The organism is Mycoplasma todarodis, from assembly GCF_004335995.1.
GTDB classification, from domain to species: Bacteria; Bacillota_I; Bacilli_A; order Mycoplasmatales; family Metamycoplasmataceae; genus Mycoplasma_K; species Mycoplasma_K todarodis.
On the sequence record NZ_PSZP01000010.1, the window covers coordinates 1 to 20,542 of the forward strand.

The following is a 20,542-nucleotide window of genomic DNA, read 5'->3' on the forward strand; positions in this document are numbered from 1 at the left end:
TCTCTTAAGAACAAGTCTTCCACCTACAGAAGACATTCTAGCTCTAAAACCGTGTGTCTTAGCGTGCTTACGTTTATTTGGTTGGTAAGTTCTTTTCATTGCTACTCCTTTTTACATTTTATTGGTTGTCATCACTCGTGCTCTTGTGAGTTAAGTAATGGAATTATACATTATTTTTCTAATTTTTTTCTAAATTCATATTCAGTTTTAATCATAACTTCTAAAGGTTGCTCAGTTTTTCATTTTAGAGTTTGAGCTGCATTAGAAACGTCAGCTAATAATTTAGCTGGGTCTCCAGCTCTTCTATCTCCTAATTCACTAGGTATTTTGAATCCAAGTGTATTATTTGCCGCTTCTAATACTTCAAGAACTGAATATCCTGATCCTGAACCAAGGTTGAATATTCCTGATTCTTTGTTTTCAATTGATCATTCAAGACCTTTGATGTGAGCCGCTACTAAATCATTAACATGAATGAAGTCACGAACACATGAACCATCTTTAGTTGGGTAATCTGTTCCCATTGCAACGAATTTTTCTCTAACACCTATTGCTGCTTCAATAACACTTGGTAACAAGTGAGTAAGACCTCTACCTCTTATCCCAATTTTTCCTGAAGGGTGTGTTCCAGCTACGTTGAAGTATCTGAAAATAACGTGATTCTTACCTCTGGCTTTTGTTCAACCTCTAATCAGCGCTTCAGCCGCTAATTTTGATTCACCATATGGGTTTACTGGTTCTTTAACATCCCCTTCTTTAATAGGAACTACTTTTGGTTCTCCGTATACTGCTGCAGTAGATGAGAATACAATATTATTTATATTTGCATGATCTGCTGCCTCTAATAATTTTTCTACTGAGTAAACATTATTATTGAAGTACATTAATGGTTTTTCTACTGATTCTGGAACAACAATGTATCCAGCAAAGTGCATAATCCCATCAATTTTTCCTTCTTTATCAAAAATTTCTTTAATAACTTCAACATCTCTCAAGTCAGCTTCGTAAAATTTAGCTTCTGGGTGTATGTTTGCTTTATACCCTCTTGAAAGGTTATCAATTATAACAACCTCATGTCCTTTTTCTATTAACGCATATACGGCATGAGAACCGATATATCCTGCTCCACCTGTAACAACTACTTTCATATTGCCTCCAATTTTTAATCGTTAACATTATATAACTTTTTATTTTATTTTTTACACTTCCCCCTACATATTCTCATTCAATCATCTTTTACACACCTCCAAACCCTTTTTCCACCCAACCTTTTGTGGAAAACTTCTAAAAACCTTTATTAGTGGGGTTTCTTTATGTGGATAACTATGTGTATTTCTTGAAAAAAATCATTATTTTAACTTTATTTATCCACATAGTTTTGAGTAAGTAATACAATTAGGTTATATGAAATCAGATGCTAGAAAAATAAACAACAAATCAAATACACAACTCTTAATAGACTACTTAGAATCAGCGATATCAGATGAGATGATTTTCAACTCATTTATAAAAGAAATAAATATTATTGAAGATTACAAGGGTGTTGTTGTAATAGAAACTCCCTCCGAACCTGTTAGATTAATACTCGAAAGAGATTATGAGCACATGTTCCAAACAGCAGTTAAAGAAGTTTTAGAAAGAAGTGTTGATGTTAAATTAGTTCTCAAAGGAACTTATATAAGTCAAATAGAAACAGAAACTTCTGAGAAAGTTGTTAAAAAAGCGCCATTAACAATAATTGCAGAGTCAAATATAATCGAAAAATATAATTTCGGCAATTATGTTAATTGTAAATTTAACAAGAAAGCTTTAAGAGGTGCTCGCGCCATTATTGAAGAGCAAGGTATATTCTCACCTTTATTTATATATTCTTCATCCGGTTTGGGAAAAACTCACTTGTTGCATGCTATCGGTAATGAGGTTATTAAAAAGGGAAAGACCGCATTATTTGTTAACCCAGATAGATTAACTTATAAATTAACTGAAGCCATGAAACAAAGTCAAGATCAAGTTAATAAGATAATAGATGATATCACTTCATTCGATTATATTATGTTTGATGATATCCAAAACTTAGGAAGTCGAACTAAAACCCTTTCTGTATTATTCAATATCATTAATTTTGCTTTAGAAAAAGGAATACAAATTATTTTCGCAGCTGATAAAACACCTAATGAACTTGGCGGTTTCGAAGATAGATTCATCACAAGGTTTGAAAAAGGGTTAACTTTGGAAATAGAAACCCCTAATATAAATGACTTAATAGCAATCTTGAGACAAAAACTTGATTTAGAAGGTTTGAACTCTTCCGAATGAGAAGAACAAGCTCTCTCATTTATTGCTAGAAATTACTCTAATTCAATCAGATCTGTTGAAGGAGCTGTTAAAAGAGTTAAATTCTTCACAATGGATAACCAATCAATCAAATATACTCATGCAGTTGTTTCAAAAATATTCGACCAACTGAAAATAAACAAAGAAGAATTAACACCTGAACGAATTGTTTCAACCGTATCACACTACTACAAAATACCTAAAGCCGATATTTACGGTAAAACAAGAAAACAAAATGTTGTTCAAGCTAGGCATATTGCTATGTGGCTAGTAAGATCTATAAAACAATTATCTTTCGCTCAAATCGGAGAGATATTCGGAGGGCGTGACCACTCAACTACAATGTCCGCCATAAACAAAATAGAAACCTCTATGAGGATCAACTCAGCCGTCAAAATGGCTATAAAACAAATTGAATCAAAAATTACAAAAGTTAGTTAATCACAAGTTACCCACATAATTGCAAATCCGTATAAAGCAGTTATAGAAAGGGTTTTAAGGGTTTTCCCCTAAATCAACACAACTAATACTAATAATTAAACAAAAACTAACTAAGGAGATTAAACATGAATATCAAAATAGAAAAGTCTTTATTTGAAAAACATTTAAAAAACATAAGTAAGGCATTATCAAACAATCCTGCACTGACATCCCTAAATGGAATTTTATTTAAAGTAACAAACGAAAAAATAGAATTACTAGCATCAGATGGAGTTCTATCGATAAAAGAAACTATATTAATAAGTGAGGATGTAACTGTATTAAAAGAGGGGATTAGTCTTATCCCAGGGAAGATGTTTATAGAGATAATCAAAAAACAAGCCAAAGAGATCGAACTGCAAACTAATGAATCGACTCTCAACATATATTCATCAGGTTCAAGTTTTAAACTTAACTTAATGGATCCTGAAGATTACCCTATGATTGATTTTGATTTAGTAGGGAGTGAGTTAATTCTTGATTCAGCAGCTTTCAAAAGCACAATTAGAGATGTTGCTTTCGCAGCAGCTGAAAATAACAGAAGGATAATTTTGAATGGTATTAATATAATTGCTAAAGAAGGACACTTGAGAATTTCTGCAACAGATTCATATCGTTTAGCAACTTCAAGAATGGATACAGCATCAGTTAACAATTTCAACATCACTATTTTAGCTAAGAACATAAAAGACTTCATTCCGGCATCAATTAAAGGTGAAGTTAAAATAAAAGTTGACGATTCTAAGATAAATATAGAACACGATTCTTCGATAATACAATCAAGATTGATAGATGGTATATATCCAGAATTATCAAGGTTGATTCCAAAAGAATATAACTACAAATTAGAAATCGACTCAAAAGAGTTAAGTAATTTAATAGATAAAGCGATTGTTGTATCTTCAGGGGATGCGAAAACAGTTAAATTAGAAATCAAAGAAGGAAAACTTCAAATAGAATCAAAACAAGAAGAAGTTGGTAATTCTCATGTTGAAACAGAAAACTTCAAATGAGAGGGTAATACAATGTTCTCTATAGCGTTTGATTCGAAATTCATGAAAGACGCTCTAAGGACCTTTAAAGGTAATGTTGTGATTAGATTCATAGGTGAGTTAAAACCATTCGTTATTATGGGTGAGTCAAATAAGGCGTTAGTACAATTAGTCCTACCACACAGAGGATATTAAGGAGATAATATGAAAATAGAAATCATTGGAGAATACATAAAACTTGGACAATTACTTAAAAAGTTGAGATTCACACATTCAGGTGGAGCAGCAAAAGTATTTATCGAAAGAAATAAAATTACTATTAATGGTAAAGAACCAGAGGGAAGAGGATCCAAAATAAGACCCGGCGACACTCTTTGAATAAATGATCAAGTATATTTGATTAAACTTAAAAAAGAAGATTAATCATAAAAACAAAAAAGAACTAATACCTTGAATAATTCAAGTTAGTTCATTTTTATTACTATTTTTCATCCATTGCTAAAAACAATGATAGAATACTATGGTTAAACTAAAAATAAGGAGGCTTTTTAATGGCTACTAAGAAAGAAACTAAATCATCTAACTCTTCTGCACAAAGAGACCAATGATGAAAATGAGCGATCTACGCTGCGATCGCATGAGTGATTGGGATAACATTATTTATATTCTCAGGTTCAATCGCTTCAATCGGGGGACATACAGCTGACGTAATTGCTAGAATTATCGCTATTACTGGTGGTATCATCTGCTTTATCGCGTGAGTTGTTGTGATTATATTTGGTATTTTCACAATTGTTTATTCACTAACATTCAGTGATGCAACAGAAAAAATCGTAGGTATCATTACAGGTATTTTATGTATTTTAATTCCAGTTGTTGGAGTTATCATGGCTTGAATTCTGTATTACTCTAAAAAAGGATCAAAAGCTGGAGATAAATCTTCAAGAGATCAATGATGAAAATGAGCAATTCGTGCAACAATCATTTGAGTAATTGGGCTTATCTTAATGATTGTGGCTGGAGCAATCAATGTTAGAGTTGCTTCACCAATCATGGGTGGACTTGGTGCAATTATGTTATTCACAGCATGAATCATCGTAGTTGTATTTGGTATTTTCACAATTTTCTATTCAATCACAATGAAAGACAATGACAAAATTCTTGGAATTATATGTGGTATCCTATGTATCATCTTCCCAATTGTCGGAGTTATCATGGCTTGAATCTTATACTACTCAAAGAAATAATTTTCTAGAAATAAGACTTATGTCTTATTTTTTTATAACTATTTCAGAAAAATAAGTAAGGTATAATATATTAAACGGAGGTATGGAAAATGGAATCAAGAGCATATATTAATGGAGAGTTTGTCAATGGTAAAAAAAGATACCCTATAATCTCACCGATAAATTTAAAGGAATTTAGTAGTGCGGTGGCATTAACTAAAAAAGAAATTGACGTTGCTTTCGCAGCGGCAAGGGAATCTCAAAAACTCTGAAAAAAATACTCGAGAGAAGAAAGAATAGAATTTGTAAGTGAGTTTGCAAACAAACTTTCAGAAAAAAAAGAGGAAATTGCAGAGGTGATGCTTTACGAAATTGGTAAACCACTTGAAGATTCAATTGTTGAAATACAAAGAACGGTTGAATTAATCTCTGAAACTATCTACTCATACCACAACCAACTTATTGAACATGTATCTGGTAGTACAATTGGTGCTCAGGATAAGATGATCACGATTATTAGAGAACCATTAGGAGTTGTTTTGGCTATTTCGCCGTTTAACTACCCTGTGAATCTGGCGCTTGCGAAAATAATACCTGCGATAATATCAGGTAACTCTGTTGTTTTCAAACCAGCAACAAACGGTTCTTTAACTGCTTATCTAATAGCACAAATTTTTGACGAAATAAAATTACCGAAAGGTGTATTCAACCTTGTAACTGGTAAAGGGAGCGAAATTGGAGATTACCTAACGCAACACAAAGAACCTGATGCAATAACTTATACTGGTTCAACAAAAATTGGATTAGCAATTTCTAAAAATTCGATGTTGCAAAGTGTAATTCTAGAAATGGGTGGCAAGGACGCCGCATTACTTCTTGAAGATGTTGTTGTTTCAGAAGTTGTTTCAGGGATTATTAAGGGTGCATTCTCGTTCTCTGGACAAAGGTGTACTGCAATCAAAAGGGTGTTTGTGCCTAAAGCGATAAAGAAAGAATTCGAATTGGAAATGAAGCGAGCAGTGGCGGAAATACCTATTGGAGACCCAGTTGTTAACAAAGTTGTTGTCGGGCCTGTAATCGACCTTAGAACAGCCAAATTCCAAAAGAAACTTATTGATGACGCAACAACAAAGGGTGCAAAAATTCTTATAGGGGGTAAAATCAACAAAAATATGGTTGAACCAACTGTTTTAGTTAACGTAACCCCAGAGATGAAGATAGCAAAAGAGGAACAGTTCGGACCTGTGCTGCCAATCATTTACTACACTTCACTAGAAGAAGCCATCGAGGAAATTAATGATTCTGAATATGGTCTACAAGCTTCAATCTACACAAGAGATTATGAGAAAGCTCTTAAGATATCAGAAGAAATAGAAGTGGGTTCAGTCAATATCAATTGTCCCCCTTCAAGAGGACCGGATCAACTACCATTCACCGGAGTTAAACATTCAGGTTTTGGAGTGCAAGGTATTAAATATTCTATAGAATCAATGACTAGACCAAAAAACTTAGTTATATTCAAAAAGAAAAACAGTTCTTTATTTAAGAAGAAAAAATAAGGCGAAGACCTTATTTTTTATAATTACAATAAGAAAAGTTTTGATATATAATTCAAACATGAAAATAATGATCACAAAAGAGTTTGCTGAATATGTAAGAATAAACAAAATAATTATTGCGTCATTTTTGATTGCGTCACTATTAATAACTTCTTTAATCATAGGAGCGGTTCCTCAAATCCCAATATGAGTACTATTAATCACAATTCCTATTTGTCTTATTTCTATCATTCTTTTTTACTTAACTTCATATTCATTTGGTAAACAAAAATGAATAATCTGCAACAAACACAAATCGAACGCAACATTCTCTAAGAAGAAATATCTTAAGTATGTGTACACTTCCTTATTTATGTTGATTCCAGCATTTAATTGAATCGTTATCAAAGTGATAAAGAAGATAGAAATGAAGAAAATTAACGAGGAATACATAACTTGTCACGAGGAACACCTTGAGACAAGGAGTAATTCCATTAAAACAAAACATGATTCACTAGAGAAGAAAAGGATCAAAGAATTTAACAAGGATTTTTAAAAGGTGTACCACCTTTTTTTATTTGCTGGTGCAATCAAAAAAAACTAAAAAATTATTTTTTTCAAGGATTGCTGATAATTGTCCATATAATATATACAGAACAAAATGGGTGAATTCAATTTTTTTATCCCAATTTTCAAGTAGTAAAAATAAAAGGGGTGTGTATTATGGTGAAAGTTAAAAAGAATATGGTGACATTGGGTGTGGTTGCATTGGCGGTTGCGACCCCAATTGTTACAGTTGTATCGTGTGGAAGTAAAAAAGAACAAGAAGATAAAGCTACAAAAATAAGTGGTTCAAATCAAGCTAAAAAAGATTCAGAGGAATTAATTAAAACCTTGAAAAATAAATTAAAGGATTTGGAAGCTACAATGGAAGCTACAATAAAAAATCTTTCTGATTCAAAAACAAAAACAGAAAAAGAAATTTCTAAGATAAAAGAAGAAAAAGAAGCGTTGAATAAAAAAATTGAAGCTCAAAAGAAAGAGTTAGGAAAGCTTTCAACTAAAATTAACGAGGATTATAAAGAAAAATCAAGAGAAGAACAAATCAAAAATAAGATCAATGGCCTACTTCAAGAAATCAGTGTTTTAAAAAGTAAGATGAGATCAAACATCTCAGCAAAAGAAAAATCAGAAATTAAAAAACAAATTGAAGAAAAATCAAAAGAGCTTATGCATCTTGGTGAGAGTTTTTCTGGGATACAAAGTAAGGCAAAACCAGAAACTAAAAAGAAAACAACTCCAGCTAAGAAGTTGTATTAAAAAGTAGGTGTGAAAACACTGCTTTTTTATTTATTAGAATTAAATATTAAAAAGAAATAGAGGATGTGGGTCCTAGCAATATATAATATATACATGAATTTAATAACAATAATATCAAAAGAATTAAATCTAAACGAAAAACAAGTGGAGACAGTTCTTTCATTACTAAATGAAGGTGCAACAATTCCGTTTATAGCTCGTTATAGAAAAGAAATTACAGGTGGTTTAGACGAAAATCAAATTAAGGATATTGAAACATACCACGCAAAACAAAAAACACTAGAAGAGAGACGTGAAGCAGTTCTTCGTTTAATCGAAGAAAAAGGAATGCTTACAGATAAAATCAAAGAACAAATTTTAAAAGCCAAAACTTTAAAAGATGTTGAGGATATCTACTTGCCGTTTAAAGAGAAGAAAAAAACAAAAGCTACAGAAGCTATTGCAAAAGGATTGGAACCACTTGCAAAAATGATTCTTGCAGCACAACAACAAATGGATGTGGAACGAAGAGCGCAAGAATTCATCAACGACAAAGTACTTACTACCGAAGAAGCAATCCAAGGTGCTCAATTTATAATTGCAGAATATGCATCAGATAGAACATACTTTAGAAAATGAGTTCGTTCATTTATTTGACAAAACGCGAAATTAAAAACGAAGTTAAAAAAATCTGCTGAAGATGAAAAAGAGGTTTACAAAACTTATTATGAGTTTGAAAAAGATTTAAGGTGAATAGCTAATTATCAAGTTCTGGCTATCAATAGAGCGGAGAAAGCCAAGGTTATTTCTGTTTCATTTGATTATGCTCAAAAACAAGTTACAGACTTCTTGATTAAAAACATGAATAGATATAACAACGACTCAACTTTACCTTACATTGAAGCGGCAGTTAAAGATGGGTTTAAACGTCTTATCAAACCATCTATAGAACGTGAAATTCGTTCTGACTTAACAGAGAAAGCTGGAGCAGGTGCGATAGATATCTTTGCAACTAATTTAGAGCAATTATTACTAACACCAGCCATAAAAGGGAAAACAGTCCTTGGAATAGACCCTGGATTTAGGACTGGGTGTAAAACCGCAGTTATAGATCAAACGGGAGCACCGAAGACAATAGGGGTTATTTACGTATTCAAAGAAAGAGATGCTTATGCAACTCTTGATGACACGTTCAAAAACTTTAATATAGATGTAATCGTTATTGGTAACGGTACTGCATCTAGAGAAACTATGGAGTTAATTGCTAATTACCAAAAGTCTAGAGGGATGAAAATACCATTTACAATCATCTCCGAAGCTGGTGCATCTGTATATTCGGCATCCAAAATAGCACAAAAAGAATTTCCTAAATTGCAAGTTGAACAACGTTCAGCCATATCGATTGCTAGACGTTATCAAGATGCCCTTAATGAATTGGTTAAAATCGAACCCAAAGCAATTGGTGTCGGTCAATATCAACATGATGTTAACCAAAAACAACTCGATGCTCAACTAGGGTTTGTTGTAGAGAAAATTGTTAACCGTGTGGGTGTTGATATTAACACAGCTAGTGCTGAAGTGCTGCGTTACATCTCAGGTCTTTCTGCTAAAGTTGCGAATAACATTATCGACCACAGGGTTGAAAATGGAGTCTTTAAAGACCGGAAAGAAATCAAGAAAGTTAAAGGGCTTGGAGCTAAAACATATGAACAAGCTATTGGTTTCTTGAGAATTGTTGATGGGGTTAACCAATTAGACTCAACTTCAATCCACCCCGAGTCATACAAGATCGCAAAAGCTATCATGAAAGACAATAAAATTTCTTTAGATGAAATCGGTAAAGCTAATGAGTTGCAAAAATTAGATGTTCAAGAATTAGCTACTAAATATGAATCAGATAAATATACAATAGAAGATATTGTGGCTGGTATTTCTAGTCCACAACGTGATATTCGTGATTCATATGATGCGCCGATGTTGAAGACTGAGATTCTTTCAATTGATAATATGGCTGTAGGTCAAGTTATGGAGGGAAGAGTTCAAAACATTACTGAATTTGGTGCATTTGTTGATCTTGGTATTAAAACTGCCGGACTAATCCACAAGTCAAATATGGGAAAAGGATTTGTTTCTAATCCGATGGATGTTGTATCAGTTGGACAAATTGTAGAGGTTGAAATAATAAGCCTCGAAAAAGAAAGAAAAAGAATTGGACTTAAGTTATTAACAAAATAAAAAAACACCAAATGAGGTGTTTTTTTTACTAACTTATCAAGGTATGCCATATCAATGAGTGTGCGGGGTAAGTGAGGGGTGTGGTGACATGCTAAAATAATGTCCAAAGTGCACTTTTGCTCTTTTTAATTCTCGCCCATCCCTATGTTTAAACACCTTTCTATGTTAAAGTTAGTTAATGTTCTATAATTAATAGGAGACAAGAAGGAGGAAAGATGACAAATAATTTAGCACACAGGGGGATGTCAGGTATTGCGCCAGAAAACACATGATTAGCTTTTTTGAACGCTGCTAATTTTGGGTTTGATGGTGTTGAGCTTGATGTGCAACTTACAAAAGACAAGAAGTTAGTGATTATACATGATGAAAAGATTAATAGAACTGCCAATGGTAGAGGTTATGTAAAGGATAAGACTTTAAGAGAATTAAAAGAATATAATTTCGCAAAAAAATTCGAAGGAATAAAAAAAGCTGAAATATTAACTCTCCCAAAATTTCTTGAAGAGTTTGCTAGCCAATTTAAAATAATTAATATTGAATTAAAAACTGATGTTTTTGAGTACGAAGGCATTGAAGAAAAAGTCCTGAAGGCAATAAAAAGATACAAAAACACAGAATTCATTCTCTCTTCTTTCAATTTTGATACATTAAAAAGACTTAGAGAATTAGATAGTGAAGTTAAACTTGGGTTTTTATGAAGTAAACACAAAGAATTCTTGAAGATTGGTAAAGAACAAATTAAAGAAACTTGCGATTTCCTACACCCTTCTGTAAAGTTATATAAGAATATTGCACATGCAACAAAATATAAATCAATGGGCATGAAATTCAACGTGTGAACTCTAAAGAATAGAGCCACATACAAAAGATTAGCTAAAAAAGAATGAATGCATTCATTGATAACTAATCATTTATTCAAAGTTAAGAAAACTCAAATAAAGATCAAATAGAATTTAGTATTCTATTTTTATTTGCGTTTCATTTATACTTTATATATAACAAAGGAGTGTTAAATGTACAGAGCAATAGTTGTCACTGTTGGGGTCTTGGTTGTATTTGTCATGGTATTGGCAATCACAATGATGGTAAGAAAAAAACAAGTTAGCAATAATTTCAACCCCTATTTAGAAGAGTTCGAATCTTATCAAGAAGATATGATGAAAAATGGGTATGACATTTCTTATGAGAGTCAACCAGCAACTATGAATGATACAGAAGATTTAATTTATCAACTAAGGTCAAAAATATCTGATGTTGATTTTAATCTAGAGGCACCAGAGACAAAACCGGAACCTTGCACACTTTGAATAACTAATGAAAGACTTATCGCTGAAAGAAGAGGAGTTTCTAAACAAAGTTACGCTTTTGAATTCGAAGAAATCAAGGAGTTTGAATTTGAGTTAGAAAAAAACAAGCACGCTTTTATATTTGAATATAAAAAGCAATTGTTTAAGTTTGAAGTGAAAGATATTTACGCATTGGCGTTAATAGAGCTAAAAACAAGAATTAAAAGAAAGTAAAATATAAACATATATTTTAGTAAAATTAAATTCATAAGATTAAAGGGGAGAAGGATGTCATTTTTTAAAAGAAAAAAGAAAAACAAACTAAATAACGACAATACAACGGAATTGATATTGGCTCAAATGGATCATTTAATCACATCAAACGACTTAACCAAAAATGATGATTTGGAGGTTTCTATTGTAACTTCAGAAGTGCATGGAGTTTTTACAGTTGAAATCAAGACGATAAAAGGAAATAACCCTAGAACACTTCTGGGTGAATTTAGAGGTAAGGATATCGAAAGAAAGATTGAGGATTGATTGAGAGAAAACAAGATGTTAAAATTCAAAAAACAAGTTTTAAACTCAATAACAATCAAGGTATCGGATACCCAGCACATCAAACACCATAAATAGGGTGTTTTTTTTAATTAAAAAAAAGAGTAAAAAAAACTGACTTGTGGAAAGTCTGTTTCTCGCTTTGAAGAAACATGAATTAACAGTGGTTCCCTCGATGCGGCTCATCGCATTACTATTATATGCTATTTTTGCTCTTTTAGATCAATAACTTGTGTTTCTATTTGTTCTATCTCTTTTTTAAGAGAGTTAACTGTAGCTTTTGGATTCTCTGATAGACACTTAACAGTGGTTGCGTACATACGCTTTTTATTATTTAAAGCTTGTATTGTTTTGTTAATTCTTCTGTGTCTTTCTGATATTTCTTTAACTTCCTCAAGATTTTCTTCTAAATAAATTAACCTTAGAACATCATCAACTGAATATGTTTTCATAATTTGAGTGATGGTGGCGATTTCTAATTCTGTAAATTTAACTTTCTTAAATTTGTCTCTATATACAGGATCTTGTAACATGAAAGAACCAAACATACCTACGAATGCTCCATCACCAATCAAGTTCAATCTTCTAACCTTATTTTCCGGTAAGTGATTTAAAAATCTTCCGTAATAATCGTCAAAGTAAGTCTTTGTTTCTCCGTATCCAACTGTTAGTGAATTTAAACTCCCGTGTAGTGATTTACCTAAATCAACAATAGTGATATCAGGACCAAATCAACCTTTAAGTATTGATGATTCTAATTGTGCGCCAAAAGCAACGAATTCAACATCAGTCATCTTTATGTTTGATTGACCAGTGATTTTACGTATGCAAATCATTAGTCTAGCCTTCATGAAGTCTGAACTTCATTCTTTGTCAAAATCATTGATAAATGTTTTGGCTCTAACTTTCTTCTTTTTGCCATTTATTGTTGCTACAGAAAAAGCAAATGGTTGTGCGTTTCTAACTCCGAGGAAATTAAAGGCCTCGAAATCTATATATACTCTTTTTTTCATATTTCTCTTTTCTAAATCAAACAGTGTGAAGTTTAATTAACTATATTATATAGTACCTACCTATGATTACAATGTTAAAATACATATATGTATAGAACTAAAAATGTAAATGGCAAAGAAGTGAGATACTTCGAAAAAAATAACAATTCAAAGTGAACTGTAATTTTTGTTCATGGTTTTAATTCTAGCTCTAACTTTGCAAGCCACTTATTTACATTAAAAAATGATTACAACATAATTGCTGTTGATATGGTTGATATGAACACCGCGGACGAAGTTGAGTTTGATGAAATGGTTAAAATAATAGATTTTTTCATTAAGAAAGCAAGGACTAGAAGGGTAGTGTTGTTGGGTCACTCTCTTGCTGGTGGCGTTGTGTCTAAAGTGGGGATTCACCCTAAAGTAAAAAGAATCATATATATGTCAACAATAACTCCTGAAATCCAAAAAACAAAAGCCTATAAATTACTAAAAAAACACCACGAAACAAAAGGTAAGATTCCCTTATTGATTTCTAACAAAATAATAGAAATGACTAGAGGGAAATACATATGAGCTCACGCGTTTCTTGATCGTGACTCTAAATGAACAGGAATTCTAAATAATACTGTTCTTGATGATAGGTTTATGAAAAGGTTAGACACTCGCTACAAACTCACTAAATATAAAGCTGAATTTGTAGTTAGCAAGGATGATGGAATCATAAGTACAAGAGCATTTGTGAAATATGCAAATTCATTAAATAAAGATGTGACTTTCATTGGAAAAAGACACAACCCAATAAAAACAGCTCCACACGAATTCAATCAATACTTGAATGCAATAACAGAGGGTAAGAAAAGATTTTTCAAAAAAGGCGTCATTAGATAATGATTCTTTTTTATTTTTTAAAGGAGCACATATGATAGAAAAACAAATCGCCAGAAAAAACATCAATGCATCATTAAGGAAAATTACGAGCCGTCAAATTGATTTAGCTAGTAAGGTAATTGTAAATAAGTGCAAGCAACTCCCTATAACCAAAAATGCAAACACGATTGCAATATTTTCTTCTATGGAGAAAGAAGTACAAACAAAAGAATTAATTGAATATTTACTGAAACAAAACAAGCGAGTTGTTCTTCCGTATGTTATCGATGAAGAGATGGTGATGCTTGAAATAAAGTCCTCGTCATTCAAAAGCGGCGAACAATACAAAACTATAAAACAACCTTCGTTAGATCATAAAATTGTGTCCGCAAAAGAAATAGAGTTGATTTTTGTGCCTTGTGTTGGATTTGATTCAAATGGAAATAGATTGGGTAGAGGCAAGGGTTTTTATGATCGGTTTTTAAAAAGAACAAGTGCAAAAAAGGTCCTATTAGCATTAGAAGTGCAAAGACTGGAAAATTTTAAAGTTGAAAAACACGATGTAAATATGGATGTAGTGATAACTGAGCAAAAATAAATCGAAGAAGGGTATCTTGGATATCTTTCTTTTTTAAACTATAATTTATGTAATATGAGAATAGATAAAATAACAATTGATTGACTATTATTGCCAAAAGCATTGCCAAGCAGCACACACTATAAAAACCCCAGAGTATGAATGGGTAAAGAAAAATGAGATGTAATCAGGAAAGAAGTTTATAAAAGAGCAAAATACGTTTGCGAGGTGTGTGGCGGAAAAGGTAGGAGACATCCAGTTGAGGCTCACGAATTATGAGCGTTCAATCTTGAGAAAAAAGAACAAATCTTAATCAGGTTTGTTGCTTTGTGTCCGTTATGTCACAGATTACAACACATGGGTTTGGCTGGAATTCATGACAAAAACAACCTATTAAAAGGTTCTGATTTAGCTAGGCATTACAATAAGTTAACTGGTTCAAAATTTAGCTTTGATGAATTATATGAAATGGGTATGGCTATTTACGAAAAAATAAGTGTTGGGAAATATGAGGTTGTTTTAGACAAACATGATGAGAAGCTTTTGAAGCTTTGAGATCAATCACAAGAATAATAATTAAAATAAAAGTAATAAAAGGTTCGTTTAATGAGATGATTTAAAAAAGAAAGCAGGAAAGATAGATGGTAGAAAACAAAAATTGGGAACTAACACCCACAAAAAACCCACTTAATTGAAAGGATGGGGAGCCAACAGATATATGTAATTCATGATATATGGTTTGGTATCAAGCACCATGAAAATTTGGTTATTTCAATGCATTGAAATCTAATAAAGAAATGCAGCATACAAAAGACTTAAAAGAAAATTTTATAGACTTATTAAAATGAAGAGTTGACTTACTAAAAAAAACAGGGCAAAACCCAGTTATAGTTCTCCCTCCAAGGAAGAGCACTTGAAATCAAACAATGTTATTCGCTGTTGAAGCACTTGAAGATGTTGAGTTCATTAAAATCAAATCCCCAGACTATAGAGGTGTTCACTTTTTAGTTGACAGAGATGAGAGAGAAAGAACAATTCAATCAGTTTACCCTAAATGAAAGGTCAAGTTTAATCCAACTGTGCTTGAACTTAAAAACGTTCACTATATATTTATTGATGATTACTACACAACTGGAGTTACGACAAAAGCTGTGTTAAATATCATCCAAGAAAATGTGAGGTTACCAGAGACAAATCTTGAGAATGGTGAGTTTACAAATTTTGAAGCAATTTATATTTCAAGAACACAAAACAAAAGAAATGCAAAAAGTAAAAATATGTGAGTTGTTGACCCATCATTATCTGAAAAAGTTAACAAATATGCAAAGGAAACTAAGTTCACATCATCAATGAGAGATAGTAGCTTTTATAAAAAACAATAATTAAAAAAGGGAGGCCCCCTTTTTTTATTGTTGTTTTTTGATATGTTCAGCATTTACAACTTCGTGTTTTAAGGTGTTGCTGATACACAATTTTGCAATTAATACGCCAATACGATATTGATCTACGAATATCCACTCAACCTTATTGCTGTATTTAATTGGTTCTGTATAAGAAATCAGTATTGAATCAGCTGGTTTTGAAAAACTTATTTTTGTGTATAGATGTTTACTTTGGTAAAAATTAATTTCTTCTGAAGAGATATCCTTCGAAAGGTTTAATTTTATTCCGGTGTTCTCTAAGGAATTTATTCTATTTTTAAAGGTTGCGATATCATCAACATCATCATAAACAAAGTTAATTCTTTTGTATTTTAAGGATAAACTTTTGATTGCATCTTCATATGATGTTGTTACACAAGATGCGTGGATAGTGTTGTAGTTATATACGACAACCTTTGAATATTTAGAGGCTTTTTTAATTGCGTTATCAAATTTGCTAGTGGCATTAGTGGGCGCAAAAACAATTAAGTATTTTGGTGCATCAGTTATAGCGACCTCGATACTCTTTATTACTTGCTCTTCCGTTGAACCTCCGTACTTCACCATAACATCATTGGAAATGTTTTCAATAATTCCTGAAATTATAGTGTCTAATGCATTTGAACTAACAACAGTTCTCAAAATTATTAATTGGTTATTTTCTCCCCTTACTCTTGCAGCAGCGGAATTTTTAACGAATTCATATTTATCTATATTGTTTTGAATGATTTTTCTATTTTTTGCTGAAACAGAACCATTATTAAAGAAACGAGATAATGTACCGATGGAAACTCCAGATAGATTTGCTAGCTCCTTGAATGTTATTTTGTTTTTCATATCAACATTATATATTTTTTTATTATTTTTCAAAAAACTAGTATAATATATTTGTGGAAACGTTTCCAAAAAGGAGAAAAATGGCAAACAAAACAAACAAATATGCTGCAGAAATAACAGAATTAATTACCTTGCTTGGGGGTAGGGATAATGTTTCTTCTGCGATGCATTGTGTATCAAGATTAAGATTGGTGGTTAATGATATGACATTAGTGGATGATGGAGCAATATCAAAACTAGCATCTTCTCGCGGTACTATAAAATTACAAAACAACCAATATCATGTAATTATTGGTGCAGATATACCAACTTACTTTAAAGAATTTTCAAAACAAACAAACATTTCAGCATCCACAAAAGCTGAATTAAAAAATGATGCGGCATCAAATGGAACTTTTTTACAAAGAATGATGCAACATTTCTCAGAAATATTTATTCCTTTAATTCCGGCATTGGTTGCTGGTGGACTTATTTTAGGGTTTAGAAATATTTTAGAAGCAAACTTCAATGGGTTCGTTATCGTTAATGAATCCGCATTTATGAAAGGTGTGAATGATTTCCTATGAATACCAGCTCAAGCAGTGTTCTGATATCTTCCAGTAACTCTTTCATGATCAATATTTAAAAAGATGGGAGGCTCACAAGTCTTGGGTATCATTATTGGGCTATCAATGTTACTACCACCACTTATTAATACTTACGGTGTTTCAGGAGGAGGAAAAGGGGTTCAATGAATTTGAGATATGGACTTAAATAAATTTGGATTTAATTTCGGAAGTTTTAAATTCCCTTGAAAAATTTCTTATACTGCTCAAGTAATACCCGCTATCGGTGTTGCCTTTGCTGGGGTATATATCGAAAGAGGGCTAAATAGAATAGTTACACCTATTCTAAAACAAATAATTGTTCCTCTAGGTGTAATATTAGGAGCTTACATACTGGCTATGGTTATTATCGGGCCAATCGGTTGAACAATTGGGACAGCTATTTCATTTGCAGTTAAATGAGCATTAACCAACCCGATTGCAAAATTTATATTTGCGCCTATATTTGGTTTATTATATGCGCCACTTGTTGTGACTGGTATGCACCATATGTTAAATGCAGTAATGATCCAAAACACAGCAACAATTGGGGGTTCACTATTCTTCCCAATCTTAGCGATTTCTAATATTGCGCAGGGTGCAGCGGCATTAGCATTTACTCTAGCACACAAAAAATCAGAAAAAATGAAACAAGTTGGATACTCAGCAACAACTGCTGCATGACTTGGTGTAACGGAACCAGCGATGTACGGAATAAATATAAGGTATATAGCTCCATTTATTGCTGGTATTATCGGATCAAGTGTTGGGGCGTTATTCGTAACAATTGCAGGTGTATCTTCAGCAGGTATTGGTAACGGAGCTTGATTAGGTACTCTATCAATGCAAGCGCAATCAGGAATTTCAGGAGTTCACACATGAGCAGGAACAGGATACCTATGATTCCTAATTGCTGCTTCAATGGCAGCAGCAATATCTATCTTTGTAACGCTAACCCTTAGAAAACATCCAAGATTCAAAAAAATTGAAGCTAGAGTAGGAATTTTATAATGAAGAAAATTGTGTATGAGATTTACCCATTATCTTTTAAGGATACAACCGGAAATGGTAGGGGTGACTTGCGTGGTGTAATTAGTAAATTAAAGTACCTTGAAGATTTGGGGGTTGATTATTTATGGTTAACGCCAGTGTTCAAAACACCCTTCAAAGACAATGGGTATGATATATCTGATTATTATCAAGTTGATAAAAACTTTGGTACAAATGAAGATTTAAAAGAATTGATTGAAAAAGCTGATGCGCACAACTTAAAAATAATGTTGGATATGGTATTTAATCACACCTCAACAGAACACATGTGATTTAAAGAATGAGTAAAGGGAAATCCCGATTATAAAGACTTTTATATTTCAAGATATTCTGAGGGTAAACCGCCAACAAACTGAGTTTCAAAATTTGGTGGCAGTGCATGAAAAGAGTATAAACCTAACAATTGATATTTACACTTATTTGATGAGACACAAGCGGATTTGAACTGAGATAATCCAAAAGTGAGAAAACAAATATTCGAAATTGTTGACCACTTTATTAATATGGGTGTAAAAGGATTTAGGTTTGATGTTATTAACTTAATATCAAAAAGTGAATTCAAAGATGATTATGAAGGCGATGGTAGAAAATACTATACTGACGGAAAGAACGCACACAAATATATCCAAGAATTAAGTTCGAAATTTCCCGATGATGTCGATTTTCTAACTGTTGGTGAACTTTCTTCCACAACGGTTGATGACACAATACAATACGCAAATAAAAATAGAACTGAATTAGATTCTGTATTTACCTTTCATCATTTAAAGGTTGATTACGATGGGTTGAACAAATTTGTTGATATGAAACCGAACATAAAAAAACTTAACGATATTATGAAGGGGTGGTTTGAAAGTGTTGATGGAGCTGGATCGAAAATGGCGACATTCTTAAACAATCATGATCAACCAAGATCGGTTTCTAGATTTATAGAAAAAAAATATAGGGTTCCGGGAGCAAAGATGTTATTTGCTTTTACGGCTTCATTGCCAGGAATTCCATATATTTATCAAGGTGAAGAGATAGGAATGGAAAACGTTGATTTTCAACACCAAGAAGATTTTAAAGATGTTGAAACATTAAATTACTTTAGAAACAATAAAATCAAAGGTATACCAAATGGGGTTTATCAGAAATCGAGAGATAATTCAAGAACGCCAATGCAATGAGACTCGAGTGAAAATGCAGGATTTTCAAAAGGGGAACCTTGAATTGGTGTGAATCGAAACTTCAAAACTATTAATGTGGAACAAGAATTGAATGACGATGATTCTATCTTAAACTTTTACAAAGAATATATTAAATTCATTAAGAGTGATGCAATTCAAATTAATGGGAGTGTGGAATTTCACGAATTTAAAAATGATGTAATTTCATATTCAAGAATACACGAAGGAAAAAAACAAAAGTGCTTATTCTCATTTTCTTCCGAAATACAAAAAGCACAAACAAATGGCAAGGTTTTATGAAACAATTATCATAATGTAATTGAGGGTAAGATGTTGCCATACCAAATGTTAATAATGGAGGTTTAATATTATGAAGATATTAGCAAAAACATTTAAATGGGTTAGGAATAGGTTTGATAATGTTTGGACCGAAACATACCCATGATACTGACACATAGCAAACATACTTGGTGGAATCATTTGTGCCTTGGTATTTGTACTAACACAAAAAAATTATTCTACTGGAACGCTAGTTGGATTGTTCTTTGCTATAACTGCAATAGGATATGTAATTATGTTTGCATTTACTTATGGGGTTGTCAGATCAAGGAATGCTTGAACTAAGAAACGAAAATAATATTAATAACAAAAGTGGGTCAATGCCCTCTTTTTTTAATTTCAACTTACTCTTCATGATACATATCTTATTTTCCTTATGTGTGCGTACGCGTCTTTTTTAATATGTTTGTTTAATTCAGATTTCACATGTATTGGAATTGAATTTTCTTCAAATAAAAGTTGATTAATATATCGGTTGTTTAATGTTGCCTTAATTAATGTGTAATCAAATTGAGGTGGTAAATAATCTTGGATTTTTCTTTTGGTGATATTTGCGATTAAGATTGATGCTAAAAAAGTTAAAAAGTATGAAAAAAATAACAAAACTTTGATATACTTGTAAGGCAACACATATTAGACTGTTTGAAAAAGCTATCTTAAATGTTGCTGATAGATCTTTGAAAACTAGATACAAGAAACCATGAACCCGGAATCAATTTATGAGAGTTTGATCCTGGCTCAGGATGAACGCTGGC

22 protein-coding genes are annotated in these 20,542 nt (G+C 32.1%); 18 read left to right on the plus strand and 4 right to left on the minus strand.

What is annotated here, in order from left to right:
• Together rpmH and galE are read right to left on the minus strand one after the other, a co-directional pair.
• On the minus strand, positions 1–99 hold a 99-nt coding region (gene rpmH / locus C4B25_RS01900; protein ID WP_131613376.1), incomplete at its 3' end, for a 50S ribosomal protein L34.
• A gap of 71 nt (positions 100–170) precedes the next feature.
• Positions 171–1,148, minus strand: a complete 978-nt coding sequence (galE, locus tag C4B25_RS01905) for a UDP-glucose 4-epimerase GalE (protein WP_131613377.1) — start codon at positions 1,146–1,148, stop codon at positions 171–173.
• Positions 1,149–1,404: 256 nt separating this feature from the next.
• Here galE and dnaA point away from each other — a divergent pair, with 256 nt between their 5' ends.
• The 11 genes from dnaA (at position 1,405) to C4B25_RS01960 (ending at position 12,026) form a co-directional block, all read left to right on the plus strand.
• Positions 1,405–2,775 carry a chromosomal replication initiator protein DnaA gene (dnaA, locus tag C4B25_RS01910; RefSeq protein ID WP_131613378.1) on the plus strand — a complete coding sequence of 457 codons (1,371 nt, stop codon included), beginning with the start codon at positions 1,405–1,407 and terminating at the stop codon, positions 2,773–2,775.
• 125 nt (positions 2,776–2,900) lie between these two features.
• Positions 2,901–4,001: a DNA polymerase III subunit beta gene (gene dnaN / locus C4B25_RS01915; protein ID WP_131613379.1), complete on the plus strand. Its 1,101-nt coding sequence runs from the start codon at positions 2,901–2,903 to the stop codon at positions 3,999–4,001.
• 9 nt (positions 4,002–4,010) lie between these two features.
• Positions 4,011–4,229 carry an RNA-binding S4 domain-containing protein gene (locus C4B25_RS01920; RefSeq protein WP_131613380.1) on the plus strand — a complete coding sequence of 73 codons (219 nt, stop codon included), beginning with the start codon at positions 4,011–4,013 and terminating at the stop codon, positions 4,227–4,229.
• A 128-nt stretch (positions 4,230–4,357) separates the two neighbouring features.
• A complete protein-coding gene (locus C4B25_RS01925) occupies positions 4,358–5,053 on the plus strand; it encodes a hypothetical protein (protein ID WP_131613381.1) in 696 nt (231 codons plus the stop codon).
• An 89-nt stretch (positions 5,054–5,142) separates the two neighbouring features.
• Complete coding sequence (locus C4B25_RS01930; protein ID WP_131613382.1) at positions 5,143–6,591, plus strand: aldehyde dehydrogenase family protein; 1,449 nt, start codon at positions 5,143–5,145, stop codon at positions 6,589–6,591.
• Positions 6,592–6,649: 58 nt separating this feature from the next.
• On the plus strand, positions 6,650–7,126 hold the full coding sequence (locus C4B25_RS01935) for a hypothetical protein (RefSeq protein ID WP_131613383.1): 477 nt from the start codon (positions 6,650–6,652) through the stop codon (positions 7,124–7,126).
• Positions 7,127–7,293: 167 nt separating this feature from the next.
• Positions 7,294–7,890 (plus strand): hypothetical protein, encoded by a 597-nt coding sequence (locus C4B25_RS01940; protein WP_131613384.1) that lies wholly within the window; start codon positions 7,294–7,296, stop codon positions 7,888–7,890.
• Positions 7,891–7,983: 93 nt separating this feature from the next.
• Positions 7,984–10,104, plus strand: coding sequence for a Tex-like N-terminal domain-containing protein (locus C4B25_RS01945; protein WP_131613385.1), 2,121 nt, complete (start codon positions 7,984–7,986; stop codon positions 10,102–10,104).
• A gap of 215 nt (positions 10,105–10,319) precedes the next feature.
• Entirely contained in the window at positions 10,320–11,054 is a 735-nt protein-coding gene (locus C4B25_RS01950) for a glycerophosphodiester phosphodiesterase family protein (protein WP_131613386.1), read from the plus strand.
• 63 nt (positions 11,055–11,117) lie between these two features.
• Entirely contained in the window at positions 11,118–11,624 is a 507-nt protein-coding gene (locus C4B25_RS01955; protein ID WP_131613387.1) for a PH domain-containing protein, read from the plus strand.
• Between the two features lie 54 nt (positions 11,625–11,678).
• On the plus strand, positions 11,679–12,026 hold the full coding sequence (locus C4B25_RS01960; RefSeq protein WP_131613388.1) for a hypothetical protein: 348 nt from the start codon (positions 11,679–11,681) through the stop codon (positions 12,024–12,026).
• 125 nt (positions 12,027–12,151) lie between these two features.
• Here the strand turns inward: C4B25_RS01960 and C4B25_RS01965 are convergent, their stop codons facing one another.
• Positions 12,152–12,961 (minus strand): coiled-coil domain-containing protein, encoded by an 810-nt coding sequence (locus tag C4B25_RS01965; protein WP_131613389.1) that lies wholly within the window; start codon positions 12,959–12,961, stop codon positions 12,152–12,154.
• An 87-nt stretch (positions 12,962–13,048) separates the two neighbouring features.
• Between C4B25_RS01965 and C4B25_RS01970 the strand changes: the two genes are divergently transcribed.
• The 4 genes from C4B25_RS01970 to C4B25_RS01985 all read left to right on the plus strand — a co-directional run bounded on the left by C4B25_RS01970 (position 13,049) and on the right by C4B25_RS01985 (position 15,769).
• On the plus strand, positions 13,049–13,831 hold the full coding sequence (locus C4B25_RS01970) for an alpha/beta hydrolase (RefSeq protein ID WP_131613390.1): 783 nt from the start codon (positions 13,049–13,051) through the stop codon (positions 13,829–13,831).
• 31 nt (positions 13,832–13,862) lie between these two features.
• A complete protein-coding gene (locus tag C4B25_RS01975; RefSeq protein ID WP_131613391.1) occupies positions 13,863–14,408 on the plus strand; it encodes a 5-formyltetrahydrofolate cyclo-ligase in 546 nt (181 codons plus the stop codon).
• A 54-nt stretch (positions 14,409–14,462) separates the two neighbouring features.
• Positions 14,463–14,960 carry an HNH endonuclease gene (locus tag C4B25_RS01980; RefSeq protein WP_131613392.1) on the plus strand — a complete coding sequence of 166 codons (498 nt, stop codon included), beginning with the start codon at positions 14,463–14,465 and terminating at the stop codon, positions 14,958–14,960.
• Between the two features lie 68 nt (positions 14,961–15,028).
• Positions 15,029–15,769 (plus strand): hypothetical protein, encoded by a 741-nt coding sequence (locus tag C4B25_RS01985; protein ID WP_131613393.1) that lies wholly within the window; start codon positions 15,029–15,031, stop codon positions 15,767–15,769.
• Between the two features lie 24 nt (positions 15,770–15,793).
• On the opposite strand, the gene C4B25_RS01990 is transcribed toward C4B25_RS01985, so the two are convergent.
• A complete protein-coding gene (locus C4B25_RS01990) occupies positions 15,794–16,645 on the minus strand; it encodes a LacI family DNA-binding transcriptional regulator (protein ID WP_131613394.1) in 852 nt (283 codons plus the stop codon).
• Positions 16,646–16,725: 80 nt separating this feature from the next.
• On the opposite strand from C4B25_RS01990, the gene C4B25_RS01995 reads away from it, so the two are divergent.
• Genes C4B25_RS01995 through C4B25_RS02005 form a run of 3 tightly spaced genes read left to right on the plus strand, consistent with a single transcriptional unit; the run spans position 16,726 to position 20,085 of the window.
• A complete protein-coding gene (locus C4B25_RS01995; protein ID WP_131613395.1) occupies positions 16,726–18,240 on the plus strand; it encodes a PTS transporter subunit EIIC in 1,515 nt (504 codons plus the stop codon).
• Entirely contained in the window at positions 18,240–19,814 is a 1,575-nt protein-coding gene (locus tag C4B25_RS02000) for an alpha,alpha-phosphotrehalase (protein WP_131613396.1), read from the plus strand. Before C4B25_RS01995 ends, C4B25_RS02000 begins: the two co-directional genes overlap by 1 nt.
• A 4-nt stretch (positions 19,815–19,818) precedes the next feature.
• Positions 19,819–20,085, plus strand: a complete 267-nt coding sequence (locus C4B25_RS02005; RefSeq protein ID WP_131613397.1) for a hypothetical protein — start codon at positions 19,819–19,821, stop codon at positions 20,083–20,085.
• Positions 20,086–20,542: the final 457 nt, after the last annotated feature.